At 72.7% G+C, this 16783-nt stretch carries 16 protein-coding genes; 13 read left to right on the forward strand and 3 right to left on the reverse strand.

Annotated features, from left to right (window positions below; all coding sequences use genetic code 11):
* Together ABT232_RS21655 and ABT232_RS21660 are read right to left on the reverse strand one after the other, a co-directional pair.
* The coding region (locus tag ABT232_RS21655; protein WP_351842283.1) for an acyl-CoA dehydrogenase family protein at nt 1-1218 on the reverse strand (1218 nt) is incomplete at its 3' end.
* Between the two features lie 140 nt (nt 1219-1358).
* Complete coding sequence (locus ABT232_RS21660; RefSeq protein WP_351842285.1) at nt 1359-2534, reverse strand: acyl-CoA dehydrogenase family protein; 1176 nt, start codon at nt 2532-2534, stop codon at nt 1359-1361.
* Nucleotides 2535-2775: 241 nt separating this feature from the next.
* Here ABT232_RS21660 and ABT232_RS21665 point away from each other — a divergent pair, with 241 nt between their 5' ends.
* The 10 genes from ABT232_RS21665 to ABT232_RS21710 are packed head-to-tail and all read left to right on the forward strand — an operon-like array spanning nt 2776 to nt 12649.
* Nucleotides 2776-3930, forward strand: a complete 1155-nt coding sequence (locus tag ABT232_RS21665) for a hydroxymethylglutaryl-CoA lyase-like TIM-barrel protein (protein WP_351842286.1) — start codon at nt 2776-2778, stop codon at nt 3928-3930.
* 59 nt (nt 3931-3989) lie between these two features.
* Nucleotides 3990-4178, forward strand: coding sequence for a lysine biosynthesis protein LysW (locus ABT232_RS21670; protein ID WP_351842288.1), 189 nt, complete (start codon nt 3990-3992; stop codon nt 4176-4178).
* 45 nt (nt 4179-4223) lie between these two features.
* Nucleotides 4224-5072 (forward strand): ATP-grasp domain-containing protein, encoded by an 849-nt coding sequence (locus ABT232_RS21675; RefSeq protein WP_351842290.1) that lies wholly within the window; start codon nt 4224-4226, stop codon nt 5070-5072.
* Nucleotides 5069-6136 carry an N-acetyl-gamma-glutamyl-phosphate reductase gene (argC, locus tag ABT232_RS21680; RefSeq protein ID WP_351842291.1) on the forward strand — a complete coding sequence of 356 codons (1068 nt, stop codon included), beginning with the start codon at nt 5069-5071 and terminating at the stop codon, nt 6134-6136. Before ABT232_RS21675 ends, argC begins: the two co-directional genes overlap by 4 nt.
* Complete coding sequence (locus ABT232_RS21685; RefSeq protein ID WP_351842293.1) at nt 6133-6936, forward strand: amino acid kinase family protein; 804 nt, start codon at nt 6133-6135, stop codon at nt 6934-6936. The genes argC and ABT232_RS21685 overlap by 4 nt, the downstream gene beginning before the upstream one ends.
* Before the next feature lie 11 nt (nt 6937-6947).
* The gene (locus tag ABT232_RS21690) at nt 6948-7511 is read left to right on the forward strand and encodes a type 1 glutamine amidotransferase (RefSeq protein WP_351842295.1); all 564 of its coding nucleotides are present in this window, start codon (nt 6948-6950) and stop codon (nt 7509-7511) included.
* A 52-nt stretch (nt 7512-7563) separates the two neighbouring features.
* Nucleotides 7564-8679, forward strand: a complete 1116-nt coding sequence (locus ABT232_RS21695) for a Glu/Leu/Phe/Val dehydrogenase dimerization domain-containing protein (RefSeq protein ID WP_351842297.1) — start codon at nt 7564-7566, stop codon at nt 8677-8679.
* The gene (locus tag ABT232_RS21700; protein ID WP_351842299.1) at nt 8679-10334 is read left to right on the forward strand and encodes an AMP-binding protein; all 1656 of its coding nucleotides are present in this window, start codon (nt 8679-8681) and stop codon (nt 10332-10334) included. The genes ABT232_RS21695 and ABT232_RS21700 overlap by 1 nt, the downstream gene beginning before the upstream one ends.
* A gap of 49 nt (nt 10335-10383) precedes the next feature.
* Nucleotides 10384-11742: a pyridoxal phosphate-dependent aminotransferase gene (locus tag ABT232_RS21705; RefSeq protein WP_351842301.1), complete on the forward strand. Its 1359-nt coding sequence runs from the start codon at nt 10384-10386 to the stop codon at nt 11740-11742.
* 13 nt (nt 11743-11755) lie between these two features.
* Nucleotides 11756-12649: a fumarylacetoacetate (FAA) hydrolase gene (locus tag ABT232_RS21710; protein ID WP_351842303.1), complete on the forward strand. Its 894-nt coding sequence runs from the start codon at nt 11756-11758 to the stop codon at nt 12647-12649.
* Here the strand turns inward: ABT232_RS21710 and ABT232_RS21715 are convergent.
* On the reverse strand, nt 12628-13056 hold the full coding sequence (locus tag ABT232_RS21715; RefSeq protein ID WP_351842305.1) for a MerR family transcriptional regulator: 429 nt from the start codon (nt 13054-13056) through the stop codon (nt 12628-12630). The genes ABT232_RS21710 and ABT232_RS21715 overlap by 22 nt on opposite strands.
* Nucleotides 13057-13120: 64 nt before the next feature.
* On the opposite strand from ABT232_RS21715, the gene ABT232_RS21720 reads away from it, so the two are divergent.
* From ABT232_RS21720 to ABT232_RS21730, 3 genes are all read left to right on the forward strand, one after another.
* Nucleotides 13121-14329, forward strand: a complete 1209-nt coding sequence (locus tag ABT232_RS21720) for an MFS transporter (RefSeq protein ID WP_351842307.1) — start codon at nt 13121-13123, stop codon at nt 14327-14329.
* 214 nt (nt 14330-14543) lie between these two features.
* The gene (manA, locus tag ABT232_RS21725; RefSeq protein ID WP_351842309.1) at nt 14544-15791 is read left to right on the forward strand and encodes a mannose-6-phosphate isomerase, class I; all 1248 of its coding nucleotides are present in this window, start codon (nt 14544-14546) and stop codon (nt 15789-15791) included.
* The gene (locus ABT232_RS21730) at nt 15775-16746 is read left to right on the forward strand and encodes an ROK family protein (protein WP_351842311.1); all 972 of its coding nucleotides are present in this window, start codon (nt 15775-15777) and stop codon (nt 16744-16746) included. The genes manA and ABT232_RS21730 overlap by 17 nt, the downstream gene beginning before the upstream one ends.
* The last annotated feature ends 37 nt before the right edge of the window (nt 16747-16783 follow it).

Genomic DNA, 16783 nt, shown 5'->3' on the forward strand with positions numbered 1-16783 from the left:
GAAGCCCACCGGGTCCTTGCCGAGCCCGGTGGGCCTCAGCCAGTCGAAGGCGCTGTAGACCGCCGGTCCCAGACCCAGCCCCTCGGCAACCACCTCGCGCAGCCGGTTGGAGGTGAAGCCGCCGATGACGTTCATCTGCGCGTCCCGGTAGAGGCGTTCGACCTCATGGCCCTGGGTCACCCCGCTCGCCCCGTGGATCTGCACGGCCGCGGCGGTGACGTCCACGGCCATCTCGGTGGCGTAGATCTTCAGCATCGCGATCAGATCCCGGGCGGGCCGGCCCGCCGCCTTCTCGGCCAGTGCCCGCCGGGCCAGCGACCGGGCCGCGTCGATCCGCACCCGGGCGTCGGCGAGCTGGGCCTGGACGCCCTCCATGTGCATCAGCGGACGGCCGAAGGAGACCCGCTCGCGCGCGTGCCGTACCGAGGCGTCCAGCGCGGACTCGGCGATGCCGACGGCCGCGACCGCGATCAGCAGCCAGCCCCACGCCATGCTCTCGGACAGCTCCCCGCCCAGCTCCCCGAACGGCACCGGCACGACGTCGGACTCGGCGACATGGGCGTCGGTAAAGACGATGCCGCCCCACGGCATGCCGCGAAGGCCCATCCGCGGGATGTCGTAACGGCGCACCCCGGGCCGGCGCAGGTCCACGAAGGCCAGGCACCACTCCGGGCCGCCCTCCTCGGCGGGCCGGTGGCGCCGGACGACCGTGACCGCCAGATCGGCCTCGGCGGCGTTGGCGATCCTGCTCTTCTCGCCGCTGATCAGATACCCCTCCCCCGGTGCCCCCGCCGGGCGCACCAGGGTGTTCAGGGTGGCCGCGTCGCTGCCCGCGCCGCGCTCGACGATCGCGAAGCAGGCCAGCTTCTCCCCCGACAGCACCGGCTCCAGCAGCCGGGCGTGTTCGCGGGCGGGGCTGTAGCGGGCGATGAGCTTGGCGCACAGCAGCCCCGAGACGGTCGCCGTCCAGTAGGTGGCCGGGCAGGCGCGGGCCAGGGTCTCCATGGCCTCCAGCTGGGCGAGGACGTCGGCGCCGGTGCCTCCCAGCTCGGGGGCGTGGAACATCCTCAGGTAGCCGCTGTCGGCGGTCTCCTGCCAGCTGGCCGGATGGATCCGGCCGGCCACGTCGGTCTCGTTGGCCCGGGCGGCCACGCCCGGGAAGCTCCATGCGGTGCCGGTGCCACGTTGGGTGCCGGTGCCACGCTGGGTGCCGGTCATGTCGGTTGCACTCCTCACGTTCAGCCGAGTTCCAGAAGTCAGGTCCAGCCGCGGTCCGGAAGCCACGTCCAGCAACGGTCCGGAAGCCACGCTCAGCCGCGGTCCGGAAGCCACGTCCAGCAACGGTCCGGACGTCACGTTCAGCCGAGGTCCAGAAGGGACGCCGCGACCACCGGCCGCAGCACGCCGCTGCCGCCGCCGGTCTCCGCGAAGAACAGCGCGTCGCGGTGCGCCCGCTCGATCAGGTGGTCGCCGGTCAGGGCGAACGGACCGGACAGCCGCGCCACCTCCTCCGTGACCGCCCGCGCGGCGCTCGCGGTGAACAGCCGGGCGGCGGCCGCGTCCTCGTGCGCGGGCCGGCCGGCGCCGTCGAACTGCTCGGCGGCCCGGTACAGCAGCCCGGCCGCCAGTTCGCAGCGGGCCGCGAGGTCGGCCAGCGTGAACCGGGCCGACTGGTCGTGTGCGACCGGCCGTCCGAAGAGCAGACGCTCGCGGGCCTCCCCGACGGCGTCCCGGGTCAGCGCGCGCATGACGCCCAGCCAGGGCGCGCCGGTGAAGACCCAGTCCAGGCAGGCCAGCAGCGGTTCCACCTCGTCGGCGGCGCCGCCGACGGTGCCCAGCACGGCGGTGTCCGGCACCGGGCAGCCGTGCAGCACCAGCCGCCCCCACGGGCAGGTGGGCATCGCGGCCGGACCGGCGTCGGTGATCTGCAGGCCCGGCGTCTCGCGGTCGACGACGAACGCGGTGCGGCCGCCGCGCCCGTCGTGCCCGGCGACGACCAGGAAGTGGTGTGCCTCGGGAGCGCCGGCCACCAGGTCGAGTTCACCGGTGAGCACCCAGCCGTCGCCCTCGGCCGGGGCGGGCCGGGCGGTGACGGTGGGGGCGAGGCCCGTGTGCTGGGTCTGCCGCAGCGACAGGGCGCCGAGCCGGCTGCCGTCGGCCATCGGGGGCAGATAGCGCTCGCGTTGCGCCGCGCTGCCGAAGGCGCGCAGCGGTACGGCGGTGAGGACCGCGTGCACCCCGACGGCGAGCGCCAGGCCGGGGTCGCGGGCGCCCTCGCCCAGCCCTTCGAGCAGCGCGAACGTCTCCCGGGCGGTGAGGCCCGCGCCGCCCAGTTCGGGTGGTATCAGAGCGCCCGCGAGCCCCGCCTCGGCCAGTTCCCGGAACAGTTCCGGATCCCACCGGCGGTCTCGGTCGCGTGCGGGGGCGGTCGGCCGTACGAGCCGGTCGGCGAGCTTGCGGACGCGTTCGGCCACGGAGCGCTCGTCCCCTTCGGCGCCGAGACCGGCGCCGGCGAGGGAATTCGAAATGACCATGGGATTTCCCTTCTCCCCAATTCATCGGGTCCTGCGCACCCTAGCCGCGTCATTTCCGGGCGAGCCGGATCGGGCAGAAATTTGTCGATGGATTCGAGGGAAATTCGCTCTCTCGACGTTCCATAACGTTGCGCCACACTCCTTGACAATCCTCTGACACAGGGAGCGTTGTTCCCTGACACAGGGTCGGCCAGCATATTTCCCAGCGCTCCACCGGAATTCGACGAGGGAAGGAACGCAAATGTCAGCAGCAGTGCAGGGGTCCGAGCCCGTGACGGGGCTGCCCCGCCTGTCCGACGCCACCCTGCGGGACTCCGCGCACATGGCGGGCGTCGAGTTCGGCCCCAAGGACGCGGCCCGTATCGCGGACCTGCTGGTCAAGACCGGGATCGAACTGGTCGAGGTCGGCATGGTGTCCGGTCCGAACTCCAAGGACGCCGACCTCGTCCTCGCCACCCACGAGGCCGTCGGCCCCGAGCGCAGCATGACCCTCCTGGTCGTGCGGGACCGCCAGCAGGTGGCCACGGCACTCGACGAGGCCGAGCGGCTGGGCGTGCGCCACATCATGTACTCGATCCCGACGTCCGAGCAGCACGCCAAGCTGAAGCTCGGCTCGCCCAGCGCCAAGTTCGTCCAGGCACTGGCCCGTTCGGCGATCCAGCAGGCCAAGGAGCGGGGTTTCCACGTCACCTTCAGCGGCGAGGACGGCGCCCGCACCCCCAAGGAGCGGCTCGTCCCGTACGTCACCGCGGGCTTCGAGGCCGGCGCGGACCGGTTCCGCCTCGCGGAGACCGTCGCCTACCTCTCGCCCTGGCAGATGGAGGAGGTGATCGGCGACCTCACCGCGATCGACGGCTCCGAGATCGAGATCCACTCCCACAACATGCTGGGCATGGCCGTGGCGAACTCGCTCGCGGCGGTCCGTGCCGGCGCGCAGTGGATCTCGGCGACGGTCGGCGGGATCGGTGAGCGCGGCGGCAACGCCCCGCTGGCGGAGCTGCTCACCTCGCTGCGGGTCATCCACGGTGACACCCGCTTCGACCTCTCTCATCTCACCGAGCTGTCCCGGATCGCCCTGAAGGGCGCCGGCCTGGGCGAGGCCTTCCAGTCCGGTCCGACCACGCCGCACGCCTTCGCGTACGAGCTGCCCGGGCAGCTCACCCACCCCGAGGCCTACGAGACGCTGCCCGCCGAGCTCGTCGGCAACTCCCGCGAGCTGCGGGTCCGCAGCCGGCTGACGCCGGCCCTGGTCCGCTGGGCGCTCGCCGAGTCGGGTGTCTTCGTCGACGTCGACGCCTTCACGCCGTGGCTCGTCGAGCGCCAGGAGCGCAACGGCGCGCCGCTGCTCGACCGGGACGCCATCCGCAAGGCCGCCATCGACTTCCAGTCCGAGTGAGTCCAGGCGCCGACAGCCTGGGACGAGTCAACACCATTGCATCAGAACGGAGTTACCTCATGTCCACTGCCGCCACCCTGACCGGTGCCTGCCCCGAGTGCGAGACCGACCTGACCGTGCCGCCGGTCGTCCAGGGCGAGACCCTCTCCTGCCCCGAGTGCATGCTCACCCTCCGCGTCGAGGACATCCAGGACGGCCGGCTGGTCCTGCAGATGGTCCAGGTGCAGCTGCGCGACTGGGGCCAGTGACAGCCGCCGCTCCCCCGGCGCCTCTCTTCTAAGGAGACACCTTTCATGGGCAACACCGTTGCCATCATCGCGGACCGGATCAGCTGGGAGGAACGCCGGCTGATCGAGACCGCGCCCGACTTCGGTCTGCGGATCGAGTGGGTCAACGACGAGTCGCTGTGCCTCGGCGGGGCAGGCGCGCCCTCCCTCAAGGGCCTGGACGCCGTGCTGGTGCGCAGCCGCAGCTACACCCGCGGCGGGCTGGTCGCCAGCCTCGCCGAGGAGGCGGGCGTGCCCACCATCAACACGGCCGCGGCCATCCACGCCTGCGAGAACAAGGCCGAGCTGCGCGCCCGGCTGCGCGCCGCCGGCGTCCCCGTGCCGGACTTCCGGCTGGTCCTGTCCCGCAAGGACTTCGAGAAGGCGCTGGAGGAACTGCCGGCGCCGCTGGTCCTCAAGCCGGTCTTCGGCGGCATGGGCAAGCGGGTCACGCTGCTGCGGCACCCCGACACGGCCCACTCCGTGTACGACTACGTCGAGGACCTCGGGCACGCCTTCGAGCAGGCCTGCCTGGTGGAGCCGTACCTGGGCGGCAGCTCCGTGCGCTGCCTGGTCGTCGGCGACCAGCTGGTGGGCGCCGCCGAGTTCGAGAGCGCCGGCACCGACTGGCGCAACAACGCGGCGCTCGGCAACAAGAACCGCGCCGTCGACCACGACCCCGAGGCGCTGAAGATCATCGACGCCGTCCTGGGGGTCCTCGGCCCGGGCATCTACGGAGTCGACCTCTTCCGCACCGAGGACGGCTATGTCGTCAACGAGGTCAACCACGCGCCCGCCTTCCGGGCGGTGGCGTCGGCGACCGGTGCGGACGTCCCCTCGGCCATCGGCCGCCATCTGCAGGAGCTGCTCGCATGATCCGCGCAGGAGTCGTCGGCGCCTCGGGCATCGCCGGCGGAGAACTCATACGTCTGATCACCCAGCACCCCGACCTGGAACTCACCTACCTGGGCGGTTCGTCCCACATCGGCCGCCGCCCGGCCGAGCTGCACCCCGGCCTGCGCCTGGACCTGGGCGGGCTGACCGTGGAGCCGGTCACCGAGGACGTCGCCTCCCGCGTGGACGTCCTCTTCCTGGCCACCCCGGCGCCGGTGTCGGCCGAGCTGGCGCAGCTGTTCGCCGACCGGGTCGCGGCCGTCGTCGACCTCAGCGGCGCCTTCCGGATCCGTACCCCGGAGCTGCACGACCGCTGGTACCCGAAGGTCACGCGCCGCACCGAGCTGGCCGATCGTTTCGTCTACGGTGTGCCGGAGCTGATCGGCGAGCAGCTGAAGGACGCGGCGCTGATCTCGCTGCCGGGCTGCTACGCCACCGCCATCACCGTGAGCCTCGCGCCGCTCACCCTGGGCCTCGGCCTGAACCTGAAGACGGTCGTGGTGGACGGCAAGAGTGGTTCCAGCGGCGGCGGTCTGCAGCTGCGCACCGCCGACCTGCACCCGTTCCGCAGCGGGGCGATCGCCCCGTACGCCCCGACCGGGCACCGGCACGCCGCCGAGGTCAAGGACTTCCTGGAGCGCGGCAAGCCCGGCGCGGTCGAGTCGCTGAGCATGTCCGCCTACGGCGTCTCGCATGTGCGCGGGCTGCTCACCAGCAGCTATGTCTTCATCGACGAGGAGCTCGACCAGCGCGAGCTGCAACGCGCCTACCTGCGCTTCTACAAGGGTCACCGGTTCGTGCGGGTGCGCCGGCACACCGAGACGCTGATCCCGGTGCCGGACCCGCAGGCCGTGCTCGGATCCAACTACGTCGATGTGACGGTCCTGCTGGACGAGGAGCCGGACGCGCGTGGACGCATCGTCGTCCTCGCCGCCCTGGACAACATCGTCAAGGGCGCGGCGGGTCAGGCCCTCCAGGTGACCAACCTGCGGTTCGGCCTGCCCGAGGAGACGGGGCTGACGATGCAGCCGGTGGTGCCCGCATGAGCGCCTCCGTGAACAAGGCGGCTCCGACCGTCGTCAAGCTCGGCGGCAGCTGCCTGGACGATCTCGCCGGGGACTGGTGGGACGACCTGGCCCGGCACGGCCGGGAACACCCCCTGGTCCTGGTGCACGGCTGGTCCAAGCCGCTCAAGAGGCTCCGCCCGCGTTACAGCGAACCGTCGGCGATCCTGCGTGACCGGTACGGCAACCAGAGCCGCTGGACGACGCCGGAGGTCATCGCCGACATCAAGACCGTCAGCGCCCAGCTGGCCGAGGACGTCTTCGAGCGGCTCGGCCGGCGCGGCATCACCGCCGAGCGGCTGCTCGGCAGCGACGGCCTGGTCAGCGCGGGCGAGGGCGAGCGCTGGTGGTGGCAGGGCAAGCAGCTGGTCGAGCTGGAGAACCTGGTCGGCCCGATCACCGGAGTGGATCCGGCGCCGCTGAAGAACCTCCAGCCGGGCCACGCCTACCTGGTCACCCCGCTGGCCAGGAACGGCGCGGGCCAGGAGGTGAACACCGACGCCGACCGGGCGGCGGCGGCCGTCGCGGGCGCCACCGGCGCCAGTGACCTGGTCCTGGTCACGGATGTGGCCCATCTGCTGATCGACGGCGAGCCGGTGCCCCGGATCACGGCGGCGGCGGCCGCCCGGTTCCGGGACAACGGCGCCACCGGCGGCATGCGCAAGAAGCTGCGCGCGGCCGGCGAGGCGCTGGACCGGGGCGTGGCGCGGGTCGTCATCGGCAGCGCGCCCGTCAGCGAGCTGCTCGCCGCCCGCACCGGCACCGTCATCACGCGAGACTGAGGAGCGAACACGTGGCGAAATCCCGTGTCCTGGTGGTCAACAACGGAACCCTGTCGCTGAAGCAACTGCGGGCGCGGTTCGAACAGCTGGGCTCCGAGACCGACGCGGTGGACGCCGCCTCGGTGCCCGCCCGGCTCGACGGCCGCTACCAGGCCGTCGTGCTGAGCGGCACCAAGGTGCGGGCGTACGACCGCGACTACTACAAGCCGCTCGTCGATCTCGTGATGAACGCCGATGTCCCGGTGTTCGGGATCTGCGGCGGTATGCAGATCCTCGCGGTGTCGGCCGGCGGCCGCCTCGCCGAGGGCCCGCAGCGGGTCGGCGGCTACGAGGTCCAGGTGGACAAGGAAGAGCCCCTGTTCACCTACGTCAAGCCGACGGTGACCGTGTTCCACCGGCACACCCTGTATCTGCAGGAGGCCCCGGCGGGCTTCCGCTCCATCGGCCGCTCCGAGCACGCGCCCGTGGAGTTCCTGCGCTCCGACGACGGCCGCGTCTTCGGCGCGCAGGCCCACCTGGAGTTCCGCAGTGACGGCCTGGAGATCCTGCGCGGCTTCGCGCAGCTCTACCAGTGACCCCCACCGACTCACCGACTCACCGACTCACCGACCCACTGAGGACTTGACCATGAGCGTTCTGGAAGAACCGCAGGACCCGGCGTTCGTCACCCATCTGTACGGCAGCGGTGGCGCCGTCAAGGGCTGGGTCGTCGTCGACTCCCTCGTCGACGGGCTGGCGATGGGCGGCGTCCGGATGACCCCGGGGGTCACGGAGGAGGAAGTGCGCGGGCTGGCCCGCGACATGACCCACAAGTTCACCCTCGCCGGCCTGCGCATCGGCGGTGCCAAGGGCGGCATCGTCTCCGACGGCACCAACCGCGAGGAGACGTTCCGCACCTTCGGCCGGACCGTCAAACCGCTGCTGCACGGCGGCATCCACCTCGGCATCGACATGGGGGTCACCCCGGCCGACCGAGCCGTCTTCTTCGCCGAGGCCGGTTACGACCCGCGTTACCGGCTGGGCGCCCCCGACATGCCGATCGACTGGCGCACCTACTACGAGCCGCTGATCGACGCCACCGGTCACGGCGTGGGCGTCGCCGCGGTCACCGCGCTGGAGGCCCGGGGGCACACCGGGCCGGCCCGGGTGGTGGTGCAGGGCTTCGGCGCGGTGGGCCGCGCGGTCGCCCGGTTCCTGGAGGACCGGGGCCATGTCGTGGTGGGCGTCGCCGACGTGCGGGGCACCATCAGTGCCGACCGGCTCCCGGTGGCCGATCTGATCGCCGTCACCGACGAGTTCGGGCACATCGACCGCACCCGGCTGCCGCAGCACGTCACGCTCTCGTCCGAGCCGGACGCCTGGCTGGAAGTCGACGCCGACCTGCTGATCCTCGCCGCGCAGAAGCACGCCCTGAACGCCGAGAACGCGCACCGGCTGCGGGCCCGGCTGGTCGTGGAGGGCGCCAACCTCGCCTCCACCGACGACGCCCGGGAGAAGGTCGCCGCCTCCGGCGCGGACCTGGTGCCGGGTGTGATCGCCAACATCGGCGGGGCGGGCTCGGCGGCGCTGGCCGTCACCCGGGTCGTCCCCTTCGAACTGCCGGCGCAGGCCCGCAAGCAGTGGGTCTTCGACTGGGTCGCCGACCGGGTCCGGCGCAACACCCGGGACCTGCTGGAGATCTCCGCCGCCCGCGCGGGCAACCCGCTTCCCGAACTGCTGGCCGCCCGCCGAAAGGAGCTGTGATGACCACGGCCACGCACACCGGCCTGGCCACCGCCTCCGCCGGCGACCGGGCGGCGGAGTACCGGCGCCGCGGCTGGTGGCGGGACGAGACCTTCCTGGACGACCTGCGCAGGCAGGCCCGCGAGCGGCCGCACAAGACGGCGATCGCCGGCCGCCGGCTGCGCGAGGCGCGTACCGACACCCTCGACTACGCGGACCTGGCCCGGCTCACCGAGCGGTTCGCCGGCGCGCTGCGCGAACTCGGCGTGCGGCACGGGGACTTCGTCGCCGTCCAGCTCCCCAACCGGTGGGAGATGGTGCCGCTGATGTTCGCCTGCATGCGGGTCGGCGCGGTGATCTGCCCGATCGCCCCCGACTGCCGGGAGAACGAGCTGCGGCACCGCCTGGCGCTGACGGAGGCGCGGGTGTGTGTCACGGTGCCGGAGTGGGACGGCCACGCGCTCGCCGGCCCGGTCGCCGAACTGCGTTCCGAGCTGCCGCTGGAGCACGTGGTGGTGGTCGACGGGCACGGCCCCGAGGGCTCAGTGGACTTCCACGACCACTTCGTCGCCCAGCCCTGGGAGCAGCGGCTCGCGGACGACCCGGAGGTCCGTGAACTCGGCCCGGACGACCCGTTCGTGGTGCTGTTCACCTCCGGGACCACGGGCGAGTCCAAGGGTGTCCTGCACAGTCAGAACACCGTGCACTCGGCGGTGCGCGGCTATGTCGACCACTTCCTGCTGGACGACGGTCTCGTCGCCGCCGTCACCACCCCGCTGGTCCACTACTCCGGCTTCGCGCAGGGCGTGCTCGCCGGTGTGATGCTCGGCGGCACGGTGGCCTTCCAGGACGTGAAGGACCACGCCACGCTGCTGGACCTGGTGGAACGCTACGGCGCCAACCTGCTGTACGGGCCGCCGCCGACACTCACCGACATCGCCGCCTCCCAGCGGTCCGTGCCGCGGAACGTCGCGACCCTGCGGCACGTGGTCACCGGCTCCGCGCCCGTTCTCCAGCCGCTGGTGGACGAGTTGCGCGAGACGCTCGGCGCGCGCACGTACTCGGTGTGGGGCATGTCCGAGTACGGGCCGGTCACCATCACCCGCCTCGACTACAACCAGGACTGGGCGGCGCACAGCAACGGGCAGGCGATCGACTCCATGGAGATCCGCATCGACGCCTGCCACGACCCGGGCAAGCGGGCCGCGGTGGGCCGGCTGCGGGTGCGCGGCGCCTCGCAGGCGCTCGGCTACTACAAGCGCGAGGACGTCTTCGCGGCGGAACTCACCGCCGACGGCTGGTTCGACACCGGTGACGTGGCCCGCGAGGACGGACGCGGCGGCATCCGCATCCTGGGCCGCGCCAAGGACGCCATCATGCGCGACGGCATCGTCGTGCCGATGACCGAGCTGGAGGCGATCATCGCGAGCCATCCGCTGGTCACCGAGGCGGCGCTGATCGGACCGAGCGGGCAGATCGACGACGTGATCGTCGCGGTCGTCGTGCCCGGCGGCGACGTCCGCCCGACGCTGGAGGACGTACGCGCCCATCTGCGCGCGGCCGACCAGGACCCGCGGTTCCTGCCCGAGCGTCTGGAGGTCGTCGAGGCCCTGCCGAAGACGCTGACCGGCAAGGTCCGCAAGGCCGAACTGCGGCGGCGGTACGCCGAGGCGTGACCCCGCCGCGCACCACCGAACCACCTCCTTCCGACCCGTGGAGCCCTCCATGCCCGTTCCCGCTCAGGTGACCGCGTCGGCGACGCTCGCCGCCGACGAAGCCCTCGCCCGCAGACGTCTGGCCGGCGAGCAGGTCCTGTCCATGGCCAGCGGCGAGATCGGCCTGCCCGTCCCCGAGGGGATGCGTGCCTGGCTCGCCGAGGCCGCGAGCGAGGGAGCCTACGGCCCCGTGGCCGGCGGTGCGCCGCTGCGCGAGGCGGCGGCCGGCTACTGGCGGCGGCGCGGCCTCGCGGTCGACCCGGAGCTGGTGGTCGCCGGGCCGGGCAGCAAGCCGCTGCTGTTCGCGCTGCTCATGGCCGTCGGCGGGGACGTCGTCATCCCCCGGCCCAGCTGGGTCAGTTACGCCGCCCAGGCCCGGCTCGTCGGTGCGCGGGCCATCGACGTGCCGGTCCTGCCGGGGCAGGGCGGGGTGCCCGATCCGGACCGGCTGCGGCAGGCCGTCGGCGCGGCCCGGGCCGCGGGGCGCGACCCGCGCGCGGTCGTGGTGACGGTGCCGGACAACCCCACCGGCACCGTCGCCTCGCCCGACACCGTCCGGCGGCTCGGCGAGGTCGCCCGTGAGCTGGATCTCTTCGTCATCTCCGACGAGATCTACTGCGACCTCGTCTTCGACCCGGCCACGCCCGTCGTCTCCCCGGCGGTGTTCGCCCCCGAGCGGACGGTGGTGACGACCGGGCTGACCAAGAACCTGGCCGTCGGCGGCTGGCGCACCGGTGTCGCCCGGCTGCCCGACAGCCCGGCCGGGCGGGAGCTGCGCACCCGGCTGGTGGCCATCGCCAGCCAGATCTGGTCCAGCCCGCCCGCGCCCATCCAGGCGGCGGCGGCCCGCGCCTTCACCGAGCCGCCGGAGGTCACCGCCTATGTGAGCGCCGCGCGCCGGCTGCACGCGACGGTCGCCCGGGCGGTCGCGGAGCAGTTCACCGCGGCCGGCGCGCTGCTGGCTCCGGTGGTGGCCACCTGCTATCTGTATCCGGACTTCGAGCCGCTGCGGGACCGGCTCGCCCTCGCGCACGGCGTGCGCACCGGGGACGACCTGGCCCGGCTGTTCACCGACCGGTACGGCGTGGGCGTGCTGCCCGCCTCCGCCTTCGGCGAGTCGCCGGAGCCGCTGCGGCTGCGGGCGGCCACCAGCCGCCTGTACGGCGACACCGGCGAGCAGCGCGCCGCCGCGCTCGCCACCGACGACCCGCTCGGCCTGCCCTGGATCCGCGCGGCTGTCGACCGGATCCGGCAGGTCCTGACCGACCTCGTGCACCCGTCCGACGTCCACTCGTCCGACGTCCACCCGTCCGACGTCCACTCGTCCGATGCCCCGGCTGCGTCGGACCGACCCCGATCACGGGCCTAGGAGGGCCCCAGCCATGACCATCCTCTTCGAATGCGAGTACCAGGAAGCCCGTTGGGTGGGCTTCGAGAAGCCCGAGCCCGGTCGGCCCGTGACGCTGTACAAGGTCTCCGACGGCCGTCTCCAGGCCGAGTTCATCGCCGCCGAGCGGCCCGAGCAGGTCGTCGACGCCATCAAGGCCGACGCCGAGTCGGTCACGGTCGAGGGCGACGCGGACGGGCTGCGCCACCTGCCGCCGCTGCTGCCGCGGACCACCGGAAACGCCCTGCTGAGCGGCTTCATGCGCACCCACAAGTCCAAGTTCGAGGCGGAGCCGGTGGAGGGCGAGGAGTTCGTGCCGCCGAACTGGTTCTTCAAGGGCTTCGGCTCCTGGCTGCGCCTGCCCGGTGAGCCGCTGGTCGTCCCGCAGGACGTCCGCGGTCTCATCGAGGAGCCGGAGGTCGCGCTCGTCTACGTCAACGACGCCGACGGCAACCCGCACTACGCGGGCTACACCATCGCCAACGACCTGTGCGACATCGGTCTGCACATCGAGAACCCGGGCTGGAACCCGTACTGCAAGCTGTGCGACACCTCCATCGCGCCGTGGCTGTTCCTCGGTGCGCCGCCGGCGTCGGTGACCGGCCGGGTCACCATCGAGCGCGACGGCGTCACCGCGTGGGAGGGGCCGTTCGACTGCGGTGAGGACGCGCTGTACTTCACGGCGCGGGCCATGACGGACCACCTGTTCACCTTCCCGGCGGTGCGGCGGCCCGACATGGTCAACTACGTGCTGCTGGGCGCGGACAAGGCCAGCTACCACGACGGGTTCCGCATCGCCGACGGCGACCGGATCGTCATCGACGTCAAGAGCCACGGCATCGTGCTCGACAACGCCGTGCAGTACGTTCAGACGCCTGCCGTCTCGTAGCGCGCGGTCGCGCCGGGGCCGGCCGTCGCCACGGCGGCCGGCTGCTGGGAACGGCGGGTGGTGTCGAGGTAGTCGGCGATGGCGTCCCGGCTGCGGACCAGGCACTGGATCCGCTCGGAGATCCGCTCGAGTTCACCCTCCAGCGTGGCGATCGTCTCCGGCGTCGGATCGCTGATGTGGATCGCCCGGGGCTTGCTGTGCAGGCACGGCAGCAGCTGCTTGATGACCCGGGTCGGCAGCCCGGAGTCGAGCAGGCCCCGGATCTGCAACACCCGGTCCACATAGCCCTCGTGGTAGTCGCGGTAACCGTTCGGCGAGCGGCTGGGGACGATCAGCCCCTGCTCCTCGTAGTAACGCAACAGCCTGCGAGGGGTTCCGGTACGGTCCGCCAGCTCCCCGATGCGCATATGACCCACCTCACAACTCAGCGCCTTGACCTTCACATCAATGTGACCCTTTGAGGATACAAGCATGTCAACGTCTACGTCCCCGACTCACCTGCCGGAGGAGTCAGTTCCGGCAGCTGAAGACCGCAAGCTCCCTCTCTCTCCTCTTCTCGCGCTCGCCACCGCGGCCTTCATGATGGTCCTGACCGAGGCGCTGCCCGCGGGTGTGCTGCCCGAGATGGCCCGCGACCTCTCGGTCAGTGAGTCCGCCGCGGGTCAGACACTGACCGTCTACGCGATCGCCACCGGTGTGGCCGCCATCCCGCTGGCCGCGGCCACCGCGACCTGGCAGCGCAAGCGGCTGATGGTGGTGTCCGTGCTGGCGTTCGTCGTCGCCAACCTGGTGACGGCCGTCTCCTCCAACTACGCCCTCACGATGACGTTCCGGCTCATCGCCGGTATCGCCGCCGCCGCAGTGTGGGGCGAACTCGTCATCTACGCCCGCCGGCTGGCGCCGCCTCACCTCGCGGGCCGGGCGATCGCGATCGCCATGTTCGGTATTCCGCTCGCCCTGTCCCTGGGCATCCCGGCGGGCACCTTCCTCGGCTCGCTGTTCGGCTGGCGGCTGACGTTCGGTCTGATCGCGCTGGTCTCGCTCCTGCTGGTGGTGTGGATCCTCGCGTCGGTCCCGGACCACCCCGGCCAGAAGCCCGGCCACCGTGAGCCGATCCTCCAGGCCTTCCGCCTCCCCGGCGTCGTCGCGATCCTGTTCGTGGTGGCCGCGTACGTCCTGGCCCACAACACCTTCTACACCTACATCGCCACCTTCCTCGACGAGTACGACATGGGCGGCGACCGCGACACCGTGCTGCTGGTGTTCGGCATCGCCTCCATGGTCAGCATCTTCGTCACCGGCGCCCTGATCGACCGCAAGCTGCGCCAGCTCACCATCGCCAGCGCCGTGCTGTTCCTCGTGGCCTCGGTCCTGCTGGCCGTGCTCGCCGACAGTTCGTTCGCGGTCTACGGCGCCATGGTCCTGTGGGGCCTCGGCTGGGGCGGTCTGGCCACCCTGCTGCAGACGGCCGTGACCGACGCCGGCGGCGACCGCGGCCAGGCCCTGCTGGTGACGATCTGGAACAGCTTCATGGCCGCCGGAGGTGTGGCCGGAGGAGTCCTCCTCGACGCCCTCGGCCCCACGTCCTTCCCCTGGAGCGTCGTGATCCTCCTGGTCCCGGTCCTCCTCGTCGTCGTGGCTGCCCGCGCCCACGCCTTCCCGGCGAAGCGCGGCTCCTGACCACACGGCACCCCGAGAAACTCCGGTCCGGCACGACGTCCCCCGCGTGCCGGACCGGTTCGGTGTTCCAGCGCCCGGGCGGGCCGCCGACGGCTCCGCCGGCGTCCACCGCTCTTCCGTTACCGTTTAGTAGGGCCGCGTCGCGCTATACCGGTTCAATAACAGGCCGTATCTCGGCTCAATAAAACCCCTCGCGGCCGGTTACCGTACGCCCGTGGACCTACTGCAACCGATCATCAAGCCGTACGCCTGGGGTTCGCGGCACGCGCTGGCCCGGCTCCAGGGGCGGGACGCACCCTCGGACGGGCCCGAGGCCGAGCTGTGGATGGGAGCCCATCCGTCCGGGCCCGCGGGCCTCGTGCGCGACGGCCGCGGCACCACCCTGCGGGACGTGGTGGCCGCCGACCCGGAGCGCGAGCTCGGCCCGGAGTGCGCCGCCCGGTTCGGCGGCCGGCTGCCGTTCCTGCTGAAGGTGCTCGCCGCCGAGCAGCCCCTGTCGATCCAGGTGCACCCCGACCGCGAGCGGGCCCGGACGGCGTTCGCGGCCCAGCGGGCGGCCGGCGGACACGGGCCGTACGCCGACGACTGGCCGAAGCCCGAACTGCTCTGCGCGCTCACCCCGTTCGAGGTCCTGGCCGGTTTCCGCCCGGCGGCCGAGGCGGCCGACGCCCTGGACGGGCTCGCCCTGGCGGAGCTGCGCCCGCTCGTCGCGGTCCTGCGCACGGGAGCCGCCAACGCGCCTGCCGAGGCCCTGCGCACCGTCCTGGAGTGGCCGTACGAGGGCCGCGCGGCGCTGGTGTCCGCGGTCGTGGCGGCGTGCGCGGACGGGGCGCGGGACGGCGGGCCGTTCGCCGCCGCCTACGACGCGGTGGTGCGGATGGACCGGCACCACCCCCAGGACCTCGGCCTGGTCGCCTCGCTGCTGATGCGCCACCTGGTGCTGGAGCCGGGCGCCGCGCTGTTCATGCCGGCCGGCGGGCTGCACGCCTACGTGAGCGGGCTGGGCGTGGAGCTGCTGGCCAACTCCGACAACGTGCTGCGCGCGGGGCTGACGGCCAAGGAGGTGGACGTCCCGGAGCTGCTGCGGGTCACCGACCCGGCGGTGCGGGTGCCGGAGGTGCGGGCCAGGACGGTGCCCGGACCCGGCCTCACCGAGGTCTTCGACAGCCCGGCGGAGGAGTTCGCCCTGCACCGCTCGGAGCTCGCCGGCTCGTCCGGGCCGCTCGTCCCCGCCTCCGGCCCCCGGATCGCCCTGTGCGTCGCGGGTTCCGTCGTGCTGCGCTCGGCCGACGGCAGCACGCTCCGGCTGGCGCGCGGCGAGTCCTGCTTCCTGTCCGCCGCCGACGAGGGCGTCCGCGCGGAGGGCGACGGGACGCTGTTCGTCGCGAGCCCCGGTCCCGCCTCCACCTCTCCCTCCGAGATCGACCTACTGAAGGATGACAACGTTGTCCACCTCTCTTGACGTGTACGCCGCCCTCGACATCGGCGGTACGAAGATCGCCGGAGCCCTGGTCGACGACGAGGGACGGGTCCTGGCACGCACCGAACGCCCCACGCCCGCGCGGGAGTCCACCGCCCGCCTCGCCGCGGCCGTCGACGCCGTGCTCGACACGCTGGCCGGCTACCCGGCGTGGAGCGGGATCCGAGGGCTCGGCATCGCCAGCGCCGGGCCCGTGGACACGGTGGCCGGCACGGTCAGCCCGGTGAACATTCCGGCCTGGCGGGCGTTTCCGCTGGTGGACAGTGTCCGCGGGCATCCGTTGCTGCCGCCGGGGATCGAGCCGGTGCTCCTGGGGGACGCGGTGGCGATGGCGGCCGCCGAGCACTGGCGGGGTGCCGCGCGGGGCGTCGACAACGCGCTGTGCATGGTCGTGTCGACCGGCGTGGGCGGCGGCCTGGTGCTGGACGGGCGGCTGCGTCCGGGGCCGTCCGGGAACGCCGGGCACATCGGGCACGTCTCCGTCGCCATGGACGGCCCGCCGTGCGCCTGCGGCGCCCTCGGGTGCGTCGAGGGCTACGCCAGCGGGACGGCGATCGCGCGGCACGCCGTGCGGTCCGGCTGGGCGCCGCCGCCGGGGACCGAGCCGACCGCCGCCGCGGTGGCCGAGGCCGCCCGCGCGGGCGACACGCGGGCCCTGGACGCCTACGACCGGTCCGCGCGGGCGCTGGCCGCGGCGATCGCGGGCACGGCCACCCTGCTGGAGATCGAGGTGGCCGTCATCGGCGGCGGCGTCGCGCAGGCCGGCGAGACGCTGTTCGGACCGCTGCGCCGCCATCTGCGGGCGTACGCGGTGCTCGGCTTCGCCCGGGACGTCACGGTGCGTCCCGCCGCCCTGGAGCGGGACGCGGGGCTGGTCGGCGCGGCCGCCGCCGCCCGCGGCCAGGCTCGCGAGATGCGCACGCGAGCATTCACTTAACCGGTTCTGTCAAAAGCATTGTGTTCATCCTGGAGCA

Origin of the sequence: Streptomyces sp. NPDC001532 (assembly GCF_040298625.1) — a bacterium.
Lineage (GTDB): Bacteria > Actinomycetota > Actinomycetes > Streptomycetales > Streptomycetaceae > Streptomyces.